Origin of the sequence: Catellatospora sp. NPDC049111 (genome assembly GCF_040648615.1) — a bacterium.
GTDB classification, from domain to species: domain Bacteria; phylum Actinomycetota; class Actinomycetes; order Mycobacteriales; family Micromonosporaceae; genus Catellatospora; species Catellatospora aurea.
Genome location: NZ_JBEZEB010000026.1, coordinates 15,525 through 36,063, shown reverse-complemented (window position 1 = coordinate 36,063; position 20,539 = coordinate 15,525). Strand labels below are relative to the sequence as shown.

20 protein-coding genes are annotated in these 20,539 nt (G+C 71.9%); 10 read left to right on the top strand and 10 right to left on the bottom strand.

Going from position 1 to position 20,539, the window contains the following annotated elements:
* Nucleotides 1-26: 26 nt before the first annotated feature.
* Entirely contained in the window at nt 27-323 is a 297-nt protein-coding gene (locus AB0B66_RS28525; RefSeq protein ID WP_360535717.1) for a hypothetical protein, read from the bottom strand.
* The gene (locus AB0B66_RS28520) at nt 308-616 is read right to left on the bottom strand and encodes a hypothetical protein (protein ID WP_360535715.1); all 309 of its coding nucleotides are present in this window, start codon (nt 614-616) and stop codon (nt 308-310) included. Before AB0B66_RS28520 ends, AB0B66_RS28525 begins: the two co-directional genes overlap by 16 nt.
* Nucleotides 617-935: 319 nt before the next feature.
* On the opposite strand from AB0B66_RS28520, the gene AB0B66_RS28515 reads away from it, so the two are divergent.
* The 6 genes from AB0B66_RS28515 to AB0B66_RS28490 all read left to right on the top strand — a co-directional run bounded on the left by AB0B66_RS28515 (nt 936) and on the right by AB0B66_RS28490 (nt 6,179).
* A complete protein-coding gene (locus tag AB0B66_RS28515) occupies nt 936-1,604 on the top strand; it encodes a HEAT repeat domain-containing protein (protein ID WP_360535713.1) in 669 nt (222 codons plus the stop codon).
* A 7-nt stretch (nt 1,605-1,611) separates the two neighbouring features.
* A complete protein-coding gene (locus AB0B66_RS28510; RefSeq protein ID WP_360535711.1) occupies nt 1,612-2,631 on the top strand; it encodes a MerR family transcriptional regulator in 1,020 nt (339 codons plus the stop codon).
* Between the two features lie 53 nt (nt 2,632-2,684).
* Entirely contained in the window at nt 2,685-3,995 is a 1,311-nt protein-coding gene (locus AB0B66_RS28505) for a hypothetical protein (protein ID WP_360535709.1), read from the top strand.
* 225 nt (nt 3,996-4,220) lie between these two features.
* A complete protein-coding gene (locus AB0B66_RS28500; RefSeq protein ID WP_360535707.1) occupies nt 4,221-5,108 on the top strand; it encodes a hypothetical protein in 888 nt (295 codons plus the stop codon).
* A 59-nt stretch (nt 5,109-5,167) separates the two neighbouring features.
* Entirely contained in the window at nt 5,168-5,620 is a 453-nt protein-coding gene (locus tag AB0B66_RS28495) for a hypothetical protein (RefSeq protein ID WP_360535705.1), read from the top strand.
* Nucleotides 5,621-5,717: 97 nt separating this feature from the next.
* Entirely contained in the window at nt 5,718-6,179 is a 462-nt protein-coding gene (locus AB0B66_RS28490; protein ID WP_360535703.1) for a hypothetical protein, read from the top strand.
* A gap of 42 nt (nt 6,180-6,221) precedes the next feature.
* Here AB0B66_RS28490 and AB0B66_RS28485 read toward each other — a convergent pair whose 3' ends face one another.
* The 4 genes from AB0B66_RS28485 to AB0B66_RS28470 all read right to left on the bottom strand — a co-directional run bounded on the left by AB0B66_RS28485 (nt 6,222) and on the right by AB0B66_RS28470 (nt 8,497).
* The gene (locus AB0B66_RS28485; RefSeq protein WP_360535701.1) at nt 6,222-6,614 is read right to left on the bottom strand and encodes a GntR family transcriptional regulator; all 393 of its coding nucleotides are present in this window, start codon (nt 6,612-6,614) and stop codon (nt 6,222-6,224) included.
* Nucleotides 6,611-7,330 carry a hypothetical protein gene (locus AB0B66_RS28480; protein ID WP_360535699.1) on the bottom strand — a complete coding sequence of 240 codons (720 nt, stop codon included), beginning with the start codon at nt 7,328-7,330 and terminating at the stop codon, nt 6,611-6,613. Before AB0B66_RS28480 ends, AB0B66_RS28485 begins: the two co-directional genes overlap by 4 nt.
* A 79-nt stretch (nt 7,331-7,409) precedes the next feature.
* On the bottom strand, nt 7,410-7,892 hold the full coding sequence (locus AB0B66_RS28475) for a GNAT family N-acetyltransferase (protein ID WP_360535697.1): 483 nt from the start codon (nt 7,890-7,892) through the stop codon (nt 7,410-7,412).
* Complete coding sequence (locus AB0B66_RS28470) at nt 7,889-8,497, bottom strand: TetR/AcrR family transcriptional regulator (RefSeq protein ID WP_360535695.1); 609 nt, start codon at nt 8,495-8,497, stop codon at nt 7,889-7,891. The genes AB0B66_RS28475 and AB0B66_RS28470 overlap by 4 nt, the downstream gene beginning before the upstream one ends.
* A 61-nt stretch (nt 8,498-8,558) precedes the next feature.
* On the opposite strand from AB0B66_RS28470, the gene AB0B66_RS28465 reads away from it, so the two are divergent.
* Entirely contained in the window at nt 8,559-9,392 is an 834-nt protein-coding gene (locus AB0B66_RS28465) for a class I SAM-dependent methyltransferase (protein WP_360535693.1), read from the top strand.
* On the opposite strand, the gene AB0B66_RS28460 is transcribed toward AB0B66_RS28465, so the two are convergent.
* Nucleotides 9,376-10,200: an NUDIX hydrolase gene (locus AB0B66_RS28460; RefSeq protein WP_360535691.1), complete on the bottom strand. Its 825-nt coding sequence runs from the start codon at nt 10,198-10,200 to the stop codon at nt 9,376-9,378. The genes AB0B66_RS28465 and AB0B66_RS28460 overlap by 17 nt on opposite strands.
* A gap of 365 nt (nt 10,201-10,565) precedes the next feature.
* Complete coding sequence (locus AB0B66_RS28455; RefSeq protein WP_360535689.1) at nt 10,566-13,328, bottom strand: alpha/beta fold hydrolase; 2,763 nt, start codon at nt 13,326-13,328, stop codon at nt 10,566-10,568.
* A gap of 87 nt (nt 13,329-13,415) precedes the next feature.
* Between AB0B66_RS28455 and AB0B66_RS28450 the strand changes: the two genes are divergently transcribed.
* The 3 genes from AB0B66_RS28450 to AB0B66_RS28440 all read left to right on the top strand — a co-directional run bounded on the left by AB0B66_RS28450 (nt 13,416) and on the right by AB0B66_RS28440 (nt 18,492).
* A complete protein-coding gene (locus AB0B66_RS28450) occupies nt 13,416-13,790 on the top strand; it encodes a hypothetical protein (RefSeq protein WP_360535688.1) in 375 nt (124 codons plus the stop codon).
* Nucleotides 13,791-13,803: 13 nt separating this feature from the next.
* On the top strand, nt 13,804-16,227 hold the full coding sequence (locus AB0B66_RS28445) for a tetratricopeptide repeat protein (protein WP_360535686.1): 2,424 nt from the start codon (nt 13,804-13,806) through the stop codon (nt 16,225-16,227).
* A 288-nt stretch (nt 16,228-16,515) separates the two neighbouring features.
* On the top strand, nt 16,516-18,492 hold the full coding sequence (locus tag AB0B66_RS28440) for a zinc ribbon domain-containing protein (RefSeq protein ID WP_360535684.1): 1,977 nt from the start codon (nt 16,516-16,518) through the stop codon (nt 18,490-18,492).
* Nucleotides 18,493-18,697: 205 nt separating this feature from the next.
* Here the strand turns inward: AB0B66_RS28440 and AB0B66_RS28435 are convergent, their stop codons facing one another.
* Together AB0B66_RS28435 and AB0B66_RS28430 are read right to left on the bottom strand one after the other, a co-directional pair.
* Nucleotides 18,698-19,432, bottom strand: a complete 735-nt coding sequence (locus tag AB0B66_RS28435) for a VOC family protein (RefSeq protein WP_360535682.1) — start codon at nt 19,430-19,432, stop codon at nt 18,698-18,700.
* Between the two features lie 77 nt (nt 19,433-19,509).
* Entirely contained in the window at nt 19,510-20,520 is a 1,011-nt protein-coding gene (locus AB0B66_RS28430; RefSeq protein WP_360535680.1) for a hypothetical protein, read from the bottom strand.
* Nucleotides 20,521-20,539: the final 19 nt, after the last annotated feature.

Below are 20,539 nucleotides of genomic sequence, written 5' to 3'. Positions count from 1 at the left end.
AACGCTGCGATCATGCGACGCCGCGATCACGTGTTGTGGTGCTCGACCGAGCCGAACGATCTGTGGGTCGTCCGTACGTGCTCGCCCATGTCGTTCAGGAGCCGGGCGAGGTTCTTCGTCCCTTCGAGCACTTCGTCGTGGCCGGGCCGGTATTCCGCGACGAACTTGCGCGCGAACTCGTCGTCGCGGCCCCACGCGTTCGGTGTCGTGCCCAGCCCGCGCTCCAGGTCCTGCCGGTAACGGTCGACCTGGCCTGCCGCCATGAGCAGGCGGTGCCCGACGCCGTCCACGGTGTTCCCGTCGACCGTCAGCTGCTGGGCCATCGGTCGTCCTCCGTCCGGTTCACAGCGCCGGCGGCGATCCGGCCGGCTCGGTCGCGGAGCCCGGACAGCGCCGCCGAGACCTGTTCGGCGCCGTTGAGGACCGAGTCGCAGGCCGGGGCGTAACCGTGCGCCGACCACGCGGCGATCTCGTCGGAGCCGCCCCAGCAGCCGTCGGCCGTGGCCAGGCCCGACCGCAGCGCGGCGTGCGCGTCCTGCACCAGCTGCGCCACCAGCAGCAGCCGGTGCGACACCTCGAAAGCGTCCTGGTCAGCCTGCGACTGCGCCTGTGTCATCTCCCTGCACCCCCTGGTCGGCTGAAGCGTCCGGCGTCGCAGTGGCCGATCACCTCGGGCAGCGCCGCCCGACCGACCGCTTCGAAGCTGAAGGTAGCCAGGTCGACCGGTTCGGCTAAGGCCCAAAGACACCCGGCGTACGGCGCCGGTCACGCACCGCCGAACGTGGGCCTGGGAACTCATCCAGCCCCCTGACGAGGCGATATGGGTAAGGGCCCCCGTAGAGGCGGACGGCTCCGGCCCGGTCCTCCCGGCCTCGCGCACTCGCTTGACCTTGACACGGTGACAAGGTCTTGACTGCGGTGCAGGAGGTGGCCGCATGACCACGCAGGAGCAGGACAAGACCATGACACAGGCGCTCAGGGCCCTGGAGCACCGTGACCCTTCGGTCCGGCTGCGCGCGGCGCTGGCCGTCGGCACGACCCCGGACCCGCGGACCGTCGCCGCGCTCGTCGAGCGGTGCGCCGTCGAACCCGAGTTCTACGTACGCGAGATGCTCACCTGGGCGCTGACCCGCCAGCCGCCGCCGACGACGGTCCCGGAACTGGTCGGCGAGCTGCGCTCCGAGCTGCCGCAGGCGCGCAGCCAGGCCCTGCACACGCTGTCCAAGATCGGGGACCGGCAGGCGTGGCCGGCGATCACCCAGGCGCTGCTGACCGACCCCGACGACACGGTCGCGCAGGCCGCCTGGCGGGCAGCCGTCGTGCTGGCGCCCGAGGGGGCACAATCCGAGTTGGCAGCCGTCCTGGCGACACAGCTCGGGCGCGGGGGGCGGGAGACGCAGTTGAGCCTGAGCCGGGCGCTGATCGCGCTCGGTGAGGTGATCATGCCGATCCTGGACGCCGCGGCCGAGCACCGCGACCCTGCCGTACGCGAGCACGCGCTGGCCACGCACCGGCTGTGGCTCGACCCGGACGCCGGCTTCCAGCTCGCCGTCGAGCAGGCCAAACGTGTCGCGGCCCTGGGCAGGGCCGCCGAGGAAGGATGATCACCCGATGCTGATCGGTGAGGTGGCCCGCAGGTCCGGGGTCAGCGCCCGCATGCTCCGCCACTACGACTCGCTCGGCCTCGTACGGCCGACCGGGCGCAGCGGCACCGGCTACCGGGATTACTCCGACGACGACATCCGGCGGATCTTCCACATCGAGAGCCTGCGCTCGCTCGGACTGTCGCTGCGTGAGGTCGGACGCGCCCTCGACGACCCCGACTTCACGCCATCGAGCCTGGTCGACGACCTCATCGGCCAGACCGTCGAGCGCATCGCCACCGAGACGGAACTGCTCACCCGGCTGCGCCGGATCGGCGCGGCCGAACCCGGCGACTGGGCGGACGTCCTGCAGATCGTCGCGCTGCTGCAGGCGCTGGGCTCCGACAGCGCCGGCAGACGCCAGCGCGCCGCGCTGTCGACGGCACCGGCGGACCGCACGCCGGTCGAGGCGCTGGTCGAGGCTGTGCTGAGCGAAGCCGACCCGAACGTCGCCGGAGCCCTGCGCTGGGCTCTGGCACGTTCGGGCGACGACGGGCTGGCACTGCTGGCACCGGGCCTGCAAGCGCCGCAAGCCGAGGTGCGCGAGCGTGCCGTGCACGCCATCGTCGCCATCGGCACCGAACCGGCCCACACACTGCTGCACGAAGCGCTCACCAACCCCGACATCGTGGTCCGCAGGCGCGCCGCCCTGGCTCTGGGTCCGCACGGCGTGGCCGACACGATCCCGACACTCATCGACATGGTCGTGGCAGAGGCCAACGACGTCGAGGCGGCTGACGCCCTGGGCGCCGTGGCACGCGACCCCGCCTGCGCGGACCGGATCGCCGCCGGACTCGTCGCCCACCTCGACTCCGCAGCCGCCGACTCGTCCGCGCGCCGGCGGCTGACCCAGGCGCTCGCGGACATCCCAGGCGACACCGCCGCGCGGGCCCTCGCCGAGCTGGCAAAGGACGAGGACCGCGGCGTCGCGCTGACCGCGGCGTACATCATCCGGCTGCGCGACGCCGGCGACGAGGGCCGAGGCTGATCAGCGGCGAAACAGGGTTGCCGCCGTGGTGTCGAAGTCCGCACGATGCCGTCGTGGATCTGTTGCCCTGCGGTCACGCCGCCTACGCCGGACCGGGTCGGATGTGCCGGCATCTACTGGCCGACGCCGAACGTCACCGCCATGTCCGGCTGCTGACCGGCCGCGGGATCGAATACGACAGGTGCTGCCGGGACTGCGCCAAAGATGCCGATCAGGGCGAACGGGTGGACCTTCTGGCCGCGTGCGAAGGCTGCACGGGCCGATGCGAGGCCGACTGGAGCATCATCGGCTGGCAGGGCACACCGGGCATCGGCCGACGCCCCGAGCCGTGCGACACCACGGTGCGGGACACACCGCTGCCGGCCGACGTCGTCGACTTCGCCCCGGTGGACGGCGGCGGCTCGACATGGCTGCTGCTGGACCGCGACGGGCGGATCGGCAGGTTCGACGCGGACAGCGGCGACTGGACGGTGCTGGCCGCCTCGTCCGTGCCCGAAGAGCCGGACCATGATCCATGGGCGGGACACGAGCTGCGTCGACGCCTGCACGCCGACGCCGGCGGCCGGTTCGCCGCCGTGGTCAACGACTTCGGCCACCACGGGCAGGTGCTCGACCTGCGCTCAGGTGCGGTGACGCTGGTCCTGGACGGCGGCGACGAGCGGCCGGACACCGTCCCCTTCTCGGCGGCGATGTTCGAGTATCGCGGCCGCGCCCTGGTGATGCACCGAACGGCGTGGAACCGGCTCGACGTCTCCGACGCCGCCACCGGCGAACTTCTCACGTCCCGGCAACCGACCTCCTACACCCATGGCCGGCCGCGACCCGGACACTACCTCGACTACTTCCACGGCGCCCTGTACCTGTCCCCGACGGGACGCCACGTGCTCGACGACGGCTGGGTGTGGCACCCGATCGGCATACCCCACGTCTGGGACGTCCACCGGTGGCTGGACGACAACGTGTGGGAGTCCGAGGACGGCCCGAGCCTGCACCCGCTCGCTCAGCGGGCCTACCACTGGAACAACCCGATGTGCTGGCTCGACGACCAGCGGCCGGTGATCGCCGGCCTCGGCGGCGACGACGAGGCCATGCTCGCCGGTGTGCGTGTCTTCGACGCCGACACCGGAAGCGAGACGACGGCGTTCGCCGGTCCGACCGGTGCACTGTTCGCCGACGGCCTACGGCTGTACGCGGCCGCGGCACACGGCCTGCAGGTATGGGACCCGGCCACCGGCGAGCACACCGGCACCGTGCCCGGTTTCGTGCCGACCCGCCACCACCGCGGCGCGGGCGAGCTCGCCTGCACCGACGGGCCGGTGCTGCGGCGATGGCGCACACCGTCCGCGCCGACCCCCGCGAGCTGACCGAAGCAGCCCATCAGCCCGGCGGCCGGTGATCGCCGCCTCGCCGCTCGGCTCCGTCCGGTCCTGTCCGGTCTGCCGACCCGGCCGAACCCTGTCACCAGCGCCGACGCTTGAGCGGTCCGGAGCGCGTCGGTGACAGCCCGGCGCACCTCGACGCGGCGGCAGGCTGCCCGTGCAGGCCGCCCCGTCCCGGGTCGGCGGCCGCGATGGGTACGGGGAGCTGTGATGTCGAAGCCGTGGCGTTGGATCGCGTCAGCCGCCGCCGCGGTCGCGCTCGCAGGGGTCGTCGCGGCGACCTCGCAGGGCGCGGCCGCGCCTGTCCCAGCCGCCACGCCGCCGGGCAGCGAGGCCGATCTGCTCCATGACGCGGAGCAGATCCTAATCGGCCGCTGCCTGGCAGAGCGTGGCTTCTCGTACTGGCCGCAGCCCCGCGACCCGGTGCCGGAGCTGCGCGATTTTCCGTACGTCGTCGACGACGTCGGCTGGGCCCGCCGGTACGGCTACGGCAGCGCGCTGCAGCGCCGCTTCGACGAGCCGGACCCGGACGATTCCTACACCCGTTACCTGCGCGGGCTGTCGCAGGATCGGCGCGCCTCGTTCCTGCTGGCGCTGAACGGGAGACCGGGCGGGGCCGGCGACTTGGTCGCGAAGCTGCCCAACGGGATGGAGGTCAAGCGCAGCGACAGCAGCTGCGTGTCCTTGGCCGAGCAGCGCCTGTACGGCGATGTGCGGGCCTGGTACCAGGCCAAGCGGGTCACCGACGGACTGGCCGGGGCTCGGGCGGCTCTGGTGTTGGCCGACCCGGCGTACGCCGACGCCGTCCGTGCCTGGAGCGGCTGCATGCGCGCCGCTGGATTCCTCTATGAGACCCCGGACGACGCCCGGGCCGCGGTTGCGGACGGCACCGCGCCCGGTGCGTTCGACCGTGAGGTGGAGATCGCCGTGGCCGAGGCGACCTGTGCCGTCGACACCGGCATGGCGGCGACCGTCGCGTCCCTCGACCGGCGTTACGCCGCGGTCGTCACGAAGGACCACCAGGTTGCCGTGGACACCAGGGCACGGCTGCAGGCCGCGGCGCTGCCCCTGGCCCGCGAGATCGTCCGGGCCGGCTGACCGCCACATGGATTCCGCGGCTGACCGGCCGCGGTGCACCACACACGAGGGAGAAGACCATGCGTCTGCTCTACAAGGGGCTGATCGCGACCGGTGCCATGCTCATGGCGCTGCTGCTGACCCCGGTGGCCGCCCAGGCGGGCGGCACGCCGTACTGCCAGACCTCCGACGGCAGGGGCTGCCTGAACGCCTGGGAGCTGGACCGGACCAACGGCTACCAGTGCTCCTGGTTCAACTCCGACAGCAACTGGGGTGACGACTGCGTCAACGCGCACCTGCCCGGCGGGTTCCGCAACCAGGCGTCGTCGCTGGAGAACGTGACCGCGAACAACAACTACGCCCGGTTGTACTACCACCCCGGCTACACCGGCGCTTGGGCGTGCATCGGCCCCGGCGAGTACTGGAACGACCTCTACTACTGGTGGTTCAACCACGGCTCGGGTCTCGACGGCTACCAGACGCGGATCAACAACGAGATCGCCGGCTTCAAGTGGTCGAAGTCCTGCGGCTGAACCGACCGGGGGCGGCGCCACAGGGGGGCGCCGCCCCCGACTCCGCGCGGACAGCGGCCGGCCGGTCGCGGTGCACGAGACTTGGGGAGACAACCACATGCGCAAGATCTACAATGTACTGCTCGCGACCGGTGTCATCGTCGTGTCGCTGCTGCTGAGTCCCGCGGCCGCCCAGGCGGGCAGCGGGCACACCTGGTGCTCGTCGGCCGACGGCACCGGCTGCCTGTGGGCCTGGGACAGGCCGTACGCCGACCCGTACGGCGTGCAGTGCGCCTGGTTCAACTCCGACGCCAACTGGGGTGACGACTGCGTCTTCGAGGAGACGCCCGGTGGTATGCGCAACCAGGCGTCGTCGCTGGTGAACGGCACCTCACGCAACAACTACGCCCGGTTGTACTACCACCCCAACCACACCGGCGCGTGGGCGTGCATCGGCCCCGGCGAGTACTGGGACAACCTCTACAACTGGTGGTTCAACCACGGCTCGGGACTCGGCGGCTACCAGACCCGCATCGACGACGAGATCGCCTCCTTCAAGTGGTCAACGTCCTGCGGCTGATCCCACGACAGGTGGCGGCGCCGCGCCGGACGCCGCCACCGGTCAACCGGCCCGGCGCTCGTCCGAGGCTGGCCAATGCCGGGCGACGGCGGCGAGGGCTTCGTCGACGGTGAGCCCGAGCTGCTTGGCGGCCTGGACGTACTGGCGGGCCAAGGTTTCCCCGCGATCCTCGCGCGGTTGCCGGTCCGGTCCGGCCACGACGGTCCCGGCGGCACGGCGGGTGCGGACCAGCCCGGCGGACTCCAGTTCCTGATATGCCCGCGCCACGGTCCCGGCGGACAGGCCGAGGTCGGCGGCGAGTTGCCGGATGGGCGGCAGCCGGTGGCCGGTGGGCAGGACGCCGGCGTTGACGAGGTCGGCGATCTGACGGCGGATCTGCTCGTACGGCGGCGTGTACAGGTCGGTGTCGACCGCGATCTCGGGCAGCCGGGTCATGCCCGCACCTTGCGGCCGAACAGCAGCACCGAGACGAGGTAGACCCAGAAGACGACCAGCCCGACCGCGGCCACGGAGGCCACGGTCAGGGCCGAGTCCATCCCAGGGTGCCGGTCGAAGCAGCGGATGGTCATGGCCCCGTGGACGGCGGCGAGGGCGACCCCGGCCAGCGGCGTCAGCACGGCTATCCCGTACCCGCTGATGATCACCTCGGCGGCGCGGCGGCGGGCCCCGTCGTCGCCGGCGAAACGCGGCCGGCGGGCGACCGCCTGCAGCGCGACGGCGGCCAGCGCGAGGCAGGCACCGGTCGCGACGAGGATCGGGATCGAGTAGTAGCTGCCGGGCCAGGGCGTGTTCGTCTGCAGCTGGTCGCCGCACCGGTTGGTGATCGCACGTCCGGCCCGGCCCAGGTCGTCGGCGACGCCGACCGCTGTGGTGGTGGCGAGCAGCGCGACGAGCAGGACGGTGCCGAGAGCCGCCACCCACGTCGGGTAGACGGGCAGGTAGTCCCGGATGCGGCGCACCGCCAACGAGGCCGAGCGAGGCCCGGTCGCGGCGGGTCGGGGAGCGAACCGCTCGGCTGCCAGCGCGGTCAGCAGCAGGACCACTGCGAAGGCGGGCCCGGCCAGGGCGTAGCCGCGACCCAGTGGCAGGTGGACGGCGGTCTGCCAGGCGACGGCGACGCCCAGGGCGATGCCGGCAAGGCGAAGCAGCATGGCGGCTCCTTGTATCGAGGGGTCGGTACAAGCGTAGGGCTTGTGTCAACCCCTCGATACAAGAGGCGGGTATCCGGCCTCAGGTCCGCGGTCGGTCGGCCGCCTGTAGCCGGAACCGCAGGAAGCGCCGGCCTTCGATGCTGGTCTGTCCATCTGCGACGAAGCCGAGCCGCGTGACACCGTGCCCGCCGCGGCGGGTCGGCGGCAGCAGGATCGTCACCGCGTCGAACCCGAACGTGCCGAACGCCTCGTCCAGGACCCGGGCGCAGATCGCCCGGCCGTGGCCCCAGAACCGCGGATGCAGCACCAGGGCCAGGTCGACGTCGGCGTCCTCGGGCTGCAGGCCGCCCCAACCGGCGAACTCGCCGTCGACGAGCAAGGCCCACGGGCCGTAGCCGTGCTCGCGCCACAGGGCCTCCTTGGCGGCCACGAACGCCCTGCACTCTGCGTGGCCGAATGCGCCGTCCGCGAGCGGCATGTGCCGGCGGACCCGCGGGTCGCCCATCAGCCCGATCAGGTGGGCCGGGTCGATCTCGGTGAGGCGGGCCAGGCGCAGGTTCATCGCCGTCCGCCGTGCCGGTGGGCGGCTGCGGCGGTGAGGACCCCGTCGACGACCTTGCGGACCGCTGCGGTGTCGGGCGGGGTGCCGGTGCGGTCGGCGTAGAGCAGATGCGCCGATCCGATCAGCATGGCCGCGAGCGTGTCCGGGTCGGCGTCGGCGGTGATCCGGCCGATCTCCTGCTCCGCGCGCAGGTACGTGCCGATCATCGTCGCGGCTTCGGTCAGTACGGGCACGCCGGCCGGCCAGGTTTGGCGCAGTCGGGCACGCAGTTCGTCGCGGAAGGTCACCAGCGCCACGATCGCGACGGCGACCGACTCGAACACGGCTTTGAGCGCGTCGGCGAGGTTGTCGGCGACGGCGCCGGTTCCGGCTGCTTCGCGCAGGGCGGTGGCCTGCGGTGCCATGCGGTCGACGCGGTCGAGCACGTACTGGGCGAGGAAGTCGTCGAAGTCGGTGAAGTGGCGGTGCAGCACGCCCTTGGCGCAGCCGGCCTCGGTAGTCAGCGCCCGGCTGGTCAGCGCACTCGGCCCGTCGCGCAGCAGGATGCGGTCGGCGGCGTCGAACAACTGCTGTCGCACGTCGCGGATGGCCACCCCGGTCGGCATCGTCTGCCTTTCCTGTCACGTACTCGTTGAGAAGTGGGCATGTGCCCACTAGGGTGGGCACATGCCCACTCTATCGCGTGAAGGTCAGCTGCCGGCGCCCGAGCCGCACCGTCACCGGCAGGTCGCCCAGTCCTTCGGAACCGACCCCGACCGATACGACCGGGCCCGACCGCGCTATCCCGACACCCTGGTGGAACGCATCCTCGCCGCCAGCCCGGGCCGGGACGTCCTCGACGTCGGCTGCGGCACGGGCATCGCCGCCCGTCAGTTCCAGACAGCCGGCTGCACGGTGCTCGGGGTCGAGCCCGACGAACGCATGGCCGCGTTCGCGCGGCGCACCGCAGTGCCGACCGAGGTGGCGACATTCGAAGACTGGGACCCGGCCGGGCGTCGGTTCGACGTCGTGATCGCAGGAACGGCCTGGCACTGGGTGGACCCGGTCGCCGGCGCGGCCAAGGCGGCGAGCGTGCTGCGCCCGGGCGGCCGGTTGGCGCCGTTCTGGCACGTCCAGCAGCCGCCGCAGGCACTCGCCGACAACCTCCAGGAGGTCTTCCGACGTGTCGTGCCCGACTCGCCGTTCATCCTGCCGGCGGGCGGCGCGCCCGTGCTGGACGGCTACCAGCTGCTGCTGGACCGCGCCGCCGACGGGATCCGGCAGGCCGGTGGCTTCGGCGAGCCGGAGCAGTGGCGCTACGACGGCGAGCGCACCTACACCCGCGACGAGTGGCTGGACCAGCTGCCGACCTCCGGTGCCCTCACCCGGCTCCCGGCCGACCGGCTCGCCCAGGTGCTCGCGGGGGTCGGGGAGGCCATCGACGCGCTCGGTGGCAGTGTCGTCATCGGATACAGCACCGTCGCGGTCACCGCGGTCCGGGTGGTCACCCGGTTCGGGTGAGCAGGCGCGACAGCACGGCCGCGGCTGTCGGGGTCAGGTCCAGCTTGGTGACCTCTGGGAGCTTGACGAACTCCGCGGCCTGCCCCTCGCCGACGACGATGGCGTCGGACGGCACCACGTCGCATCGGGCCACGTAGGCGCGCACGTCAACGCCTGACGTGCCTTCGGCGAGGTCTGGACGCATGTCCTGCCAGATGAGCTGGAACTCACCGTCGAGGACCAGTCCGGTCTCCTCTGCGAGTTCGCGTCGAGCAGCCTGTTCGTGGTCCTCGCCTGCCTCGACATGTCCTCCGACCAGGCCCCATTGCCCTGGCTCGGCGCGGGCATGGCGATCACGAAGTTGCAGCAGGACCGCCCCAGTGGGGTCGACGAGCAGGACCACCGCGATCCGCACCGGCGGACCGGCCGGCGTCGACAGGGGCGCGCCCTCGACACGGTGCAGGCCTGAGTGCACCCGGTGCCGGAGGAGTTCGTACTGTCCGCGACACCGGTTCGGCGAGCCGGCCGGGCGGACCACGTCCACGCCGCCGGTGACGGTCTCGCCCGGGCGGAATTGATCTCGGGTGAGGTCGACCTCGGTGCCGTCGGGCAGACGATTCCAGTAGTGGTACCCGCGCCGCACTCCATCCTCGAACACCTCGCCCAGCACCAGTTCGCCACCGAGCAGGTCATGGACGACCAGGGCGGTGACCCCGCACTGGCCACGGCTCGGGTTCTCTGGCCGCCAGTCGGCGAGATCTATGGGATCGCAGGTGTCCGGTCCCCAGGCGTTGCGCACGACGGGCCGCAGCCGTGACAAGGTCAGCATCGCGCCATCATGCCGCCTACGGCTGACATCGTCACCGGCAGCGACGCACGGGCAGCGAAGGGCCGGCCGACGCGCCACCCGTGCGTGATCTACATCGTGGCGCGGTTCCTACTGCGAGCGGTGCAGGCGTTCGTGACGGTCTGGGCCCACACCTCGGGATGGGTGGATCAGAAGTCGTGCGGCACGTCAGGCACGGTGGAGAACCGCCCGCGTGGGACGAGGGCGGCGAGCTGCGCCAGGGGCCACGGCGGGCGGATGTCATCGCCGGCGGCGATGAGATGCATCGGTACGCTGCAGGCGGCCAGTCCGCTCCATAGCTGGGGTCGATGGACCCAGCCGGTGAACGAATCGCTGAGAGCCGAATGTTATTCGGGCACCCAGCCGATGTCGACGCCAGGCTCTGTGGCCTTGCCGGCTTCGTACGCCTGGGACCATGTGCGGTCCCGCTGTGGACTCCTGCCGGCGATGCTGACCACCGCGGCCACCGCCCGCGAATGTTCCACCGCGTAGCGCACGGCGAGATCACAACCCCATGAGTGGCCGACGACGATCCAGGTGGGGACACCGACCGCCGCACGGATGCCTTCAAGAAGGGCAAGGGGATCACTCCGAGCGGTGTCCCTCCATCGCAGCCTCCCCCCGCCAGTGGTCGAGGCTGCGGCGGGCGGCCAGGGTGTTGGGGTGGTCGGGGCCGTGGACTCGCAGTCTGTCGGCCAGGAGCTGCTCGAACGCGGCGGCGGCACCGGCTGCGTCACCGGCCTCCTCTGCCCTCGCCACGAGGCGAGGTTGCCGCGGGTGGTCAGGGTGTCGGGGTGGTCGGGGCCGTGGACTCGCAGTCTGTCGGCCAGCAGTTGCTCGAACGCGGCGGCGGCACCGGCTGCGTCACCGACTTCCCCCTGCCAACGGGCGAGGTGGCCGCGGGTGTTCAAGGTGTTCGGGTGGTCGGGGCCGTGGACTCGCAGCCTGTCGGCCAGCAGTTGCTCGGTCGCGGCGACGGCTCCGGCTGGGTCGCCGGCCTGCCCGCGCCAAGATGCGAGGTTGCCGCGGGTGGCGAGGGTGTGGGGGTGGTCGGGGCCGTGGACTCGCAGCAGGTCGGCCAGTAATTGCTCGGTTGCGGCGACGGCTCCGGCTGGGTCGCCGGCCTGCCCGCGCCAGTAGGCGAAGTTGCTGCGGGTGGCCAGGGTGTCGGGGTGGTCGGGGCCGAGGATCCGCAGGACGTCGGCGAGTAGCTGCTCGGTCGCGGCGGCGGCCCCGGCCGCGTCATCGGCTTCCCCCCTCCAACGTGCGACGTTGTGGCGGGTGGCCAGGGTGTCGGGGTGGTCGGGGCCGTGGACTCGCAGCCTGTCGGCTAGTAGTTGCTCGAACGTGTCGGCGGCACCGGCTGCGTCACCGATCTCGCCCCGCCAGGAGGCGAGGTTGCTGCGGGTGGCCAGGGTGTCGGGGTGGTCGGGGCCGAGGATCCGCAGGACGTCGGCGAGTAGCTGCTCGAACGCGGCGGCGGCCCCGGCCGCGTCACCGACCTCGCCCCGCCAGGAGGCGAGGTTGCCGCGGGTGGCCAGGGTGTCGGGGTGGTCGGGGCCGAGGATCCGCAGGACGTCGGCGAGTAGCTGCTCGAACGCGGCGGCGGCCCCGGCCGCGTCGCCAGCCCGCCCCCGCCAGGAGGCGAGATTTTGGCGGGCGGTCAGGGTGTTGGGGTGATCTGGGCCAAGGCGTTGGTGTGCGGTGTGGTGCAGGCGTTGGTAGTAGCCGGCGGCAGCTTGGACCTGTCCGGCTTCGCCGAGGCTGGTACCTGCGGTGAAGAGCACTCGGTGCCCGCCGTCGTCGGTCGTCCAGAGCGGGTCGGGGTTGGTGTGGTGCAGGTGTTCGGTGTTCGCGCGCAGAGCCTGGCCGAGATCCGGGTCGGTCTCGATCCCCGGCCATACAGCCTGGAGCGCGTCGGCGGCGGCGATGGTGGCGCTGTCGCGAGCATTCTGGCTGGTCTGGTCGTAGGCGGCGCGTTGGATGAGGGCATGGACCCGCAGACTGCGGGCCGGATTGTTCGGGTCGTGGGTGGCCAGGCTATGCAGGTGCAGGTTCCGCACCGCATCGTGCACATCGTCGGGGGTGACTTGCCTACCCGCGGTTGTGCCAAGCCAGGTTAGTACCGGCGTGGCGGCCAGCACGCTGGCGGGGATGCCGTTTGGGTCGAGCAGGCACGCCAGACGAAGCACATGCCGCGCCAGACCCTGAGGTTCGAGCTTGTCTGCCTGTTCGATGGACAGTGACCAGGTTGCGGCGACGGTGTCGCTGTGCTGGTCGGGCAGCCGGTGGGGGGCGAGCTGTTTGAGGTGTTTGCTGCGGTCGGCGAACGCGGCTCGGTACCAGCTGCAGGCGCGCTGCTGGTTAACCATGTACACAGCCGCCTGCGCCAGGGCGAGTGGCAGGTATCCCAGGTCTGCGGCCAGGCCGGAGATGTCGTCGGCCAGCGCCGGGTGGCCGGCTAGGCGGGCGGTGAGGTAGTCGTGGGCCTGCTGTTTGGTGAACAGACCGACGTCGACTAGACGACGTCCGGCGCCGGCCAGGGCGGCATCGCGGCTGCGGGTGGTCACCACCACAGATCCGGTCAGGTTGCGCGGCGGCCACAGGCCGCGTAGGTCATCGGGGTCGGTGAGGTCGTCGAGGACGACCAGCCACCGCGAACTGGTCCCGGCTAGCCACCCGAGCAGCCGGGCGGCGGCCTGCTCGCCAGCCAGGCCGCCGTCCACGCCGAGTTGACGGGCTGCGTCGGCGTAGCCGTCGACCACCGATACCCGCGCTCCGGCTGGCACCCACACCAGTAAGTCCAGTAGCCGATCCGCCCACAGCCGCTCGGCGTGCCCTGCGGCCAGTTGGGTTTTGCCGACGCCACCCATCCCCGCCAGCACCTGCACCAGCACCGTCGTCGCCCCGGACCCGCCCGCCAGCGCCTCCTGTTCGGCGTGGCGGGATTGCAGGCAGTCCGCCAGCGGAGACACCACACCCGAGCGCACCGGCCACACGACATGCGGTGCCGGACTATAGAAGGTGTTGTACTGGGTGCTGTTGTTGCCCGCCTGCGCACCTTGAGCACCGCTCGCGTCGACGTGGAATTCGGGCCGGTCGAGTGCCACCCCGCAACCTCCTTGATCGACATCGTTGTATCGACAGGGTTCTAGTGTGGAGGCACGGTTGTAGGCAGACGAACGCTGGGGGTGGTCATGGATCCGGTATCGCTGGTCGTCACGGCCCTGGAAGAGGGCGCTAAGGCAGGGCTTGCCGGTACGGCGACGAAACTGATTGCCGATGCGTACGACACGCTCAAGGGCCTGGTAGTCAAGCTGCTGCACCGCAACGGCGCCGGCGAGGACACCAGCCGCGCTCTGGTTGAGCAGACCAACGGCACCGCCGCTGACAGCCAGGCAGCGCTCACCGCGCAGCTGACCGCGGCGGGTGTCGACGATCCGACACTGCAGGCCGCCCAGCAGCTCTTGGACCTGCTCCGCGCGTCTGGGACCAAGTACAGCATCAATGCTCCCGACGCCAAGGGCCTGCTCATCGGCGACCACAGCACACAGCACAACACCTTCAACTGATCGCCAGCCGGCCGTGACCGACGACAGCCCGACCCGGTACGAAGTCAACGCACCCAACGCCAAAGGCCTGTACGTCGGCGACGGCGTACAGGTGAACGTCTTCGGCGGCCGACCGGAACCAGCCTGGCCGATCGCGGTGGGCCGGGTGCCGCCGCTGGCCGACTGCTGGCAGCCCCGTCCCGACGAGCAAGCCCTCCTACCTGTGGGCAACAGCCGGACGGTGGTGCTCACGCAGGTGCTCTCAGGCATGGGCGGGGTAGGCAAGACTCAGCTCGCCGTCGGCTGGGCGACCAGCCTGTGGCAACGCGAGCACGTCGACCTGCTGCTGTGGGCAGATGCCGGATCGCGGCAGTCGATCGTTTCGGCCTACGCGCAGGCTGCCGCTGCCGTCGGCGCGGACTCGCGGTTGGAAGGAGAGCAGGCCGCGCAGTGGTTGCTGCAATGGCTGGCCACCACCGGCAAGCGGTGGGCGGTGGTCCTGGACGACCTGACGCGGCCGGCGGATCTGACCGGATGGTGGCCGCCTGCGACCGGGGCCGGATCGGTGGTCGTCACCACCCGCCGCGGCGACTCCGCCCTACGGCGCGACAATCGGGTGCTGGTGCAGGTGGGCCTGTTCGCGGCCTCGCAGGCTCATGAATACCTGACCGCGAAGCTGGCAGCACACCCCGGCCTCGCTGACGACGTCCACGGTGTGGCTGCCGACCTGGGATACCTTCCGCTGGCCCTCGCGCAGGCCGCGGCGTACATGATCGACCGGAACATGACATGCGGCGCCTACCGCGATCGGCTCGCCGACCGCCGGCGCGGCCTCGAACAGCTGGTGCCTGAGCCTGAGTCGCTGCCCGACGAGCACCGGGCGACCGTTGCCGCGACCTGGTCGCTGTCCGTCGATCACGCCGACACCCTGCGCCCGGCAGGCCTGTCACGGCCGTTGCTGCAGTTGGCGAGCCTGCTCGACCCGAATGGCATCCCGGCCGCGGTGCTCACCGCCTCGCCGGTATCGGCGTGGCTCAGCAACGCTGCCGGTGCCGAGGTCATGGCCGAGGACGTGCACGATGCGGTGCGCAACCTGCACCTGCTGAGCCTGGCCGTCCACGACCCGGGCAACCCCGCCCGCAGCCTGCGCGTACATGCCCTCGTCCAGCGCGCCACCCGCGACCAGACCCCGCCCGCCGTGCGGGACAGCGCCACGGTTGCCGCCGCCGACGCGCTCCAGGCGGCATGGCCTGCCGCCGACACCGACCCGGATCCCGACCTCGGCCAGGCCCTGCGAGCCAACACCGAGCACCTGCACCACACCAACCCCGACCCGCTCTGGACACCCGACAACGGCGTACACGTCGTGCTGTTCACCGCCGGCAGTCGCCTCGGCCAGGTCGGGCAAGTCCGGGCAGCCGTCGACCACCTCCAGCGCATGCACCAGACCGCGCATAGGCGCCTCGGACCCGACCACCGTGACACCATGGCCGCCCGCGCCAACGTCGCCTACTGGCGGGGTGCGAGCGGCGACGTGGCTGGGGCAGTCGAGGCGTACGAGCTGTTGCTGGATGACATCTCTCGCGTGCTCGGCCCCGACCATCCCGACACGTTGACCACCCGTGGCAATCTCGCGCGGTGGCGGGGGCAGGCCGGTGACGCAGGTGGGGCTGCGGCCGCGTCCGAGCGGTTGCTGGCCGACCGGGTGCGAGTGCTGGGACCCGACCACCCGCACACCCTGACCACCCGTGCCAATGTGGCCTACTGGCGGGGGCAGGCCGGTGACGCGGCCGGTGCGGCGGCCGCGTTCGAGCAACTGTTGGCCGACCGGGTGCGGGTGCTCGGCCCCGACCATCCCGACACCTTGGCGACCCGTCACAATCTCGCCACCTGGCGGGGGGAGGCTGGTGACGCGGCCGGTGCGGCGGCCGCGTTCGAGCAGTTGGTGGCCGACCGGGTGCGAGTGGTGGGAGCCGACCACCCCGACACCTTGACCAGCCGTCACAGCCTCGCCGGTTGGCGGGGTGCGGCAGGGGACACGGTCGGGACGGTCGCCGCGTTCGAGGACCTGTTGGCCGACCGGGTGCGGGCGCTCGGCCCTGACCACCCCGACACCCTCGCCACCCGCCACAGCCTGGCCTACTGGCGAGGCCAAGCCGGTGATGTAGCCGAGGCGGCGGCCGCGTTCGAGCAGTTGCTGGGCGACCGGCTGCGGGTGCTGGGACCGGATCACCCCGACACCATGAACACCCGCAGCAACCTCGCTGGTTGGCAGGGCCGGGCCGGAGATGCGGCCGGGGCGGTTGCTGGATACGAGCAGCTGTTGGCCGACCGGCTGCGGGTGCTCGGGCCAGACCACCCCCATACCCTGGCGACCCGCCGCAGTCTCGCCCACTGGAGGGAGCGGTTCGGTGACCTTCCTTCCGAGAACGGAGCCCGCACTGAGACCGAGGAATGACGAAGGCACCGGCACAACGCCGTGATGGTGTCCTACCTCGGGGTTCTGGCCGGCCGGGGCCTGGTGCGGGCGGACCTGGACGTCGCAGAGCTGACCTACGCCTTCCAGTCCGTGTTCGAAGGGTGTGAACTGTTGGTCGGGTTAGCTGAGCGTGACTGCATTCGGTTCGCCCTGGTGGCGGTGTGGCCGGGTGCCGGATGCTGGGCGTTTGTCGTGGGTGGCGGTTGTGTCAGGGGCGGGTCGTAGGCTCATGTCAGTCCTGATTGGCCGGTGTGCGGGGGTGTGGTGATGGCGGTGGGTCAGCTCACCGCGACCGCGACCTGCGCGGCGATGTCGGCGACGGTCGAGGCCGACGGCCATCGGGTCGGTGAGCGGGTGCTGGCCGCGCGGGTCGGTTGGCTGGCCGGGCTGGTCGGGCAGATGGCCGCGCAGATCGTGGCCGAGCACTGGACCGGCGCGGATCTGGCGGTGTTGGCTGCTGGTGTCGGCCCGGACGGGCGGGTGCTGCCGGCCAAGGGCTGGATGGCGTTGCGCCGGCTGGGCTGGACCGCGCCCGTACCGGCGGGGGTTTATGTCAGCGACCGGGTGCGCCGGTGCGCGCAGGAGGAGGCCGCCCGTGCGCTGCGGCTGGGGGTGTACCGGCGCGAGGTCCTGCAGGCGATCGTCGCGACCTGGCCCGCCGACGGCCGACGCGCCGACGCCGACTGGCGGGCGCTGCGTGACCTGCTACCACCGGGGGTGACCAACGCGGTGATCGTCAACCGCACCCGTCAGGTCCGCGCCTACCAGCACGCCGAAGGACGCCTGCCCGCCGACCTGCCCGACCTCGAAGCCGCACCGGCGGTCGCGGCGCAGGTGCTGCTGGCCGCCGCCGACAGGCAGCTGACCACCATCGGCCGCGACGGGCCGGGCCGAGCCGTGCTGCGGGTCCAGCTGCCACTGACGGCCCGGCCCGGGTCACCGGCCGACTGGGCCTGGCACGCCCTGCCCCTCACCCTGCCCGCCCACGTTGCCGATCACGCCAGGCTGTGCGCGCCGACCCTGCGCATCGCCGGGCACCGGGTCCGCGTCGACCTGCCCCACCGTGTTCTCGTCACACCCGCGCCTGCGCGGGGGCACCGGGTCGCGCTCGGCCTGGACTGGGGCGTCAACACCCTGCTGACCGGCAGCGTGGGGCGGTTGACCGACACCGGCCGGGTCGTCACCGACGGCCGGATGCTGCGCTACGACGCCACCGCCGTCTCCGCCAGACTCCACCGGCTGCGCCAACACCGCGAGCACCTGGCCGCCAGGCGCGACCACCACACCGCGCTGGCCGCGGGCCTGCCCGACAGCGACGCTCGTGCCGGGCACCTGACCGCGCTGGCCGCACGCGCCACCACCGAACACGAACACGCGTGCGCCCGCATCCGCCACCTCAACAAGTCCCTGGCCTGGTCGGCCGCCCGCTGGGCCGTGGACCAGGCCATCGCGCTGCACGCCGGCGTCGTCTACGTCGAGGACCTGACCACACTGGCCGCCCGCGGCCGGCGCAAAGGCAACGCCAGACTGTCCGGGCAGGTCCGCGGACAGGTCATCGACGCGCTCGTGCACCTGGTCGCCAAAACCGGCATCGCGGTCGTGACCGTGCCCGCCCGGGGCACCAGCCGCTACTGCCCCCGCTGCGGACAAGGCCACACCGAACTGGCCCACACCCCCGCCCCCGACCGGCCCGCAGAACGCGGCTGGAAATGGGCGATCTGCGGCCGCTGCCGGCTGAACCGCGACCGCGACCACGCCGCGGCCATGCGCATCACCGCCCGCGGCCTACTCGCCCAACACCACGTCCGCACCGACCGAACCACCGGCCGACACACCATCACCACCATCGTCGAAGGCGACGTCGCGACCGTACGACGCCCCACCCGCCCCACCACCCGCCCCACCAGGCAACCGACCCGACCGGCCAAAACCGGACCCACCCGCAAACGGCCCCCGGCGTCGGCAACCAAACTCTCCCACCGCGCGCCCGACCGGCGCACGGCCCCCGCCCCACCGGCGTCCACCGGTGGCCAGCGTCCGGCGGGGCAGGCACCCAAGAACCACCACCCCCGCGTGGCGGCGTCAGGACCTGCACACGATCACCTGAAACCACGCCACCACCGGACCGGCTTCCACCACGTCAAAGCCACCCCCGCAATCACCCTCACCGGCGACTACGGACCCGGCACGACACGGCCACGCCCCCACCCGAAACGCCTGACTCCCTCAGGCAAACACAGGTAATCAGAGACGCTTCATCTACGCCGAGCGGACGGCCGATCCGGCGGGTACGCACGAGGACCGGGCGCGACTGCTGTCGGCCACGGTCGAGTCGGCGTTCTCCCGGACCGGCACACCCGACGCCGCGCTGGCGGATGAGGTCGCCGCGCTGCTGTCCGGCCTGGCCTGACCGGGAGCCGCCTCCTGCCCGACCTGCCGCGTTCGTCGATCAGGCCGGGGCGAGCAGGCAGAACTCGTTGCCTTCCGGGTCGGTCAGGACCGTCCAATGAACGTCGCTGCCCAGGTCGACGGCCGCTGCGCCGAGCGCCAGCAGCCTGGACTTCTCGGCCTGCGCGTCGTCGTCCGGGTATGGGCGCACGTCGAGGTGGACCCGGTTCCAGCCGGTCTTCACGTCGGGGGAGCGGATGAACTCCAGGAACGGGCCGACGCCCTTGGCGGAGCGCAGCGCCGCGCCGGTTTCGCTCGTCTCCAGCACGGCCCAGTCCGTGGCGCTGCCCCAGAAGCGGGCCATGGCCTGCGGGTCGGCGCAGTCGACGACGATCGCGGCGACCGGTCCGGTGTCGCGGTAGATCGGACGTGGTTCCAGTACGCAGAACTCGTTGCCCTCCGGATCGGCCAGGACCGTCCACGGGACGTCGCCCTGGCCGACGTCGACGGGGGTGGCGCCGAGGGCGGTCAGGCGCGCCACCAGTTCGGCCTGGTGGGCTGCCGAGGTGGTGGCGAGGTCGAGGTGCACGCGGTTCTTCACCGTCTTGGGCTCCGCGGAGACGACCAGGTCGACGACGACGGCAACCGGGTCGGGGTAGACGAAGCCCTCGGGTTCGAGGTTGGTCACGCCGGGTCCTTCGCTGGACATCGCCCAGCCGAGCGCTTCGGCCCAGAAGCGGCCCAATGCGGAGTCGTCCCGAGCCTTCATGTTGATCTGAACAAGCCGCGTCGCCATGCCGGTGATCTTATCGGCTTCGCTGCGAACAGGGCCGACCACACCAGGTTTCCAGGACAGGCCGATGCCCGCCGAGTTCACTGCACCGCGGTGCGGTGCGGGTGGTCGAAGGACGTCGGGCAGTGGAACACCCACAGGCCGTAGCCCCGGCCGATGGTGATGCCGGTGGGGCTGTTCGGTCCTTCCAGGGAGTGGAACTCTCCTGGCTGTTCGTCCTCTTCGGCCGGTCGCCAACTGCCGGAGCCGCCGTCCCACTCGGTGCCGTGGATCCTCAGCAGCAGGTGCATCGGCTCGTCGCACACCGTGCAGTCCATCGGGTAAGGGTCGGTGAGGTGCCAGGACGCGAATCCGCCCAGCTTCCAGCCCGGGGCGATGGACAGGTCGTACTGGTAGCGGCGTGGGGGCGCGGTCGGCTCCTGCTCCCAGGCCCGGACCCGCTCTGCCAGTTCCTTGGGCAGCAAGCCCGAGTACTGGTACTCGCGTACCTGCTCGGGGTGCAGCACACACGGTTCGGGCAGGTATTGCTCGGACAGGACCGCGGGTTCCGGTGGCGTGGTCGTCACCGCGCCTACGTCGGCGGCACGCCGCCAGCGCAGTTCCAGGCGCGGGCAGTACTCCAGATCGTCATGGTCGAGCGGGCACCAGAGCACCTGGAGCAGGTCAGCGGTGTCAGGGCCGAGCCAGCCGGGGACGTCGCGCCGGTACAGCTGCAGCACCGGCAGCATCGCGATCGGCTGCTCGATCGACTCGTCGGGCTCAGTCGTGTCGAGGCCGTCCAGCTCCGACTGCTCCGCCTCGCTGAGCCGCAGCCGCTCGCCGCGGCGGGTCCGCCGCCAGGCGGTGTCGAGCAGCTGCCGCCATCGCCGTACCTGCTCGGGGCGCTTGGGGTCGTGCGCGTAGTGGGTGTCCTCGTCGCAGTGCGGCCAGGGTTCGCCGGCGGGCCACAGCAGCGGACCACCCGCCGAGCTGTCGTGCACGGTCGGGTCGCCGGGGCGCGGGTGCAGGCGGGTGGCTGTGGCCGAGTGGGCCGCGAGCTCCGGGAACGCGTCGAGGACGGCGTGCGGGCGGGGCGGGGTCGTCCTGGTCATGGGCACTCCCTCGGGGCCG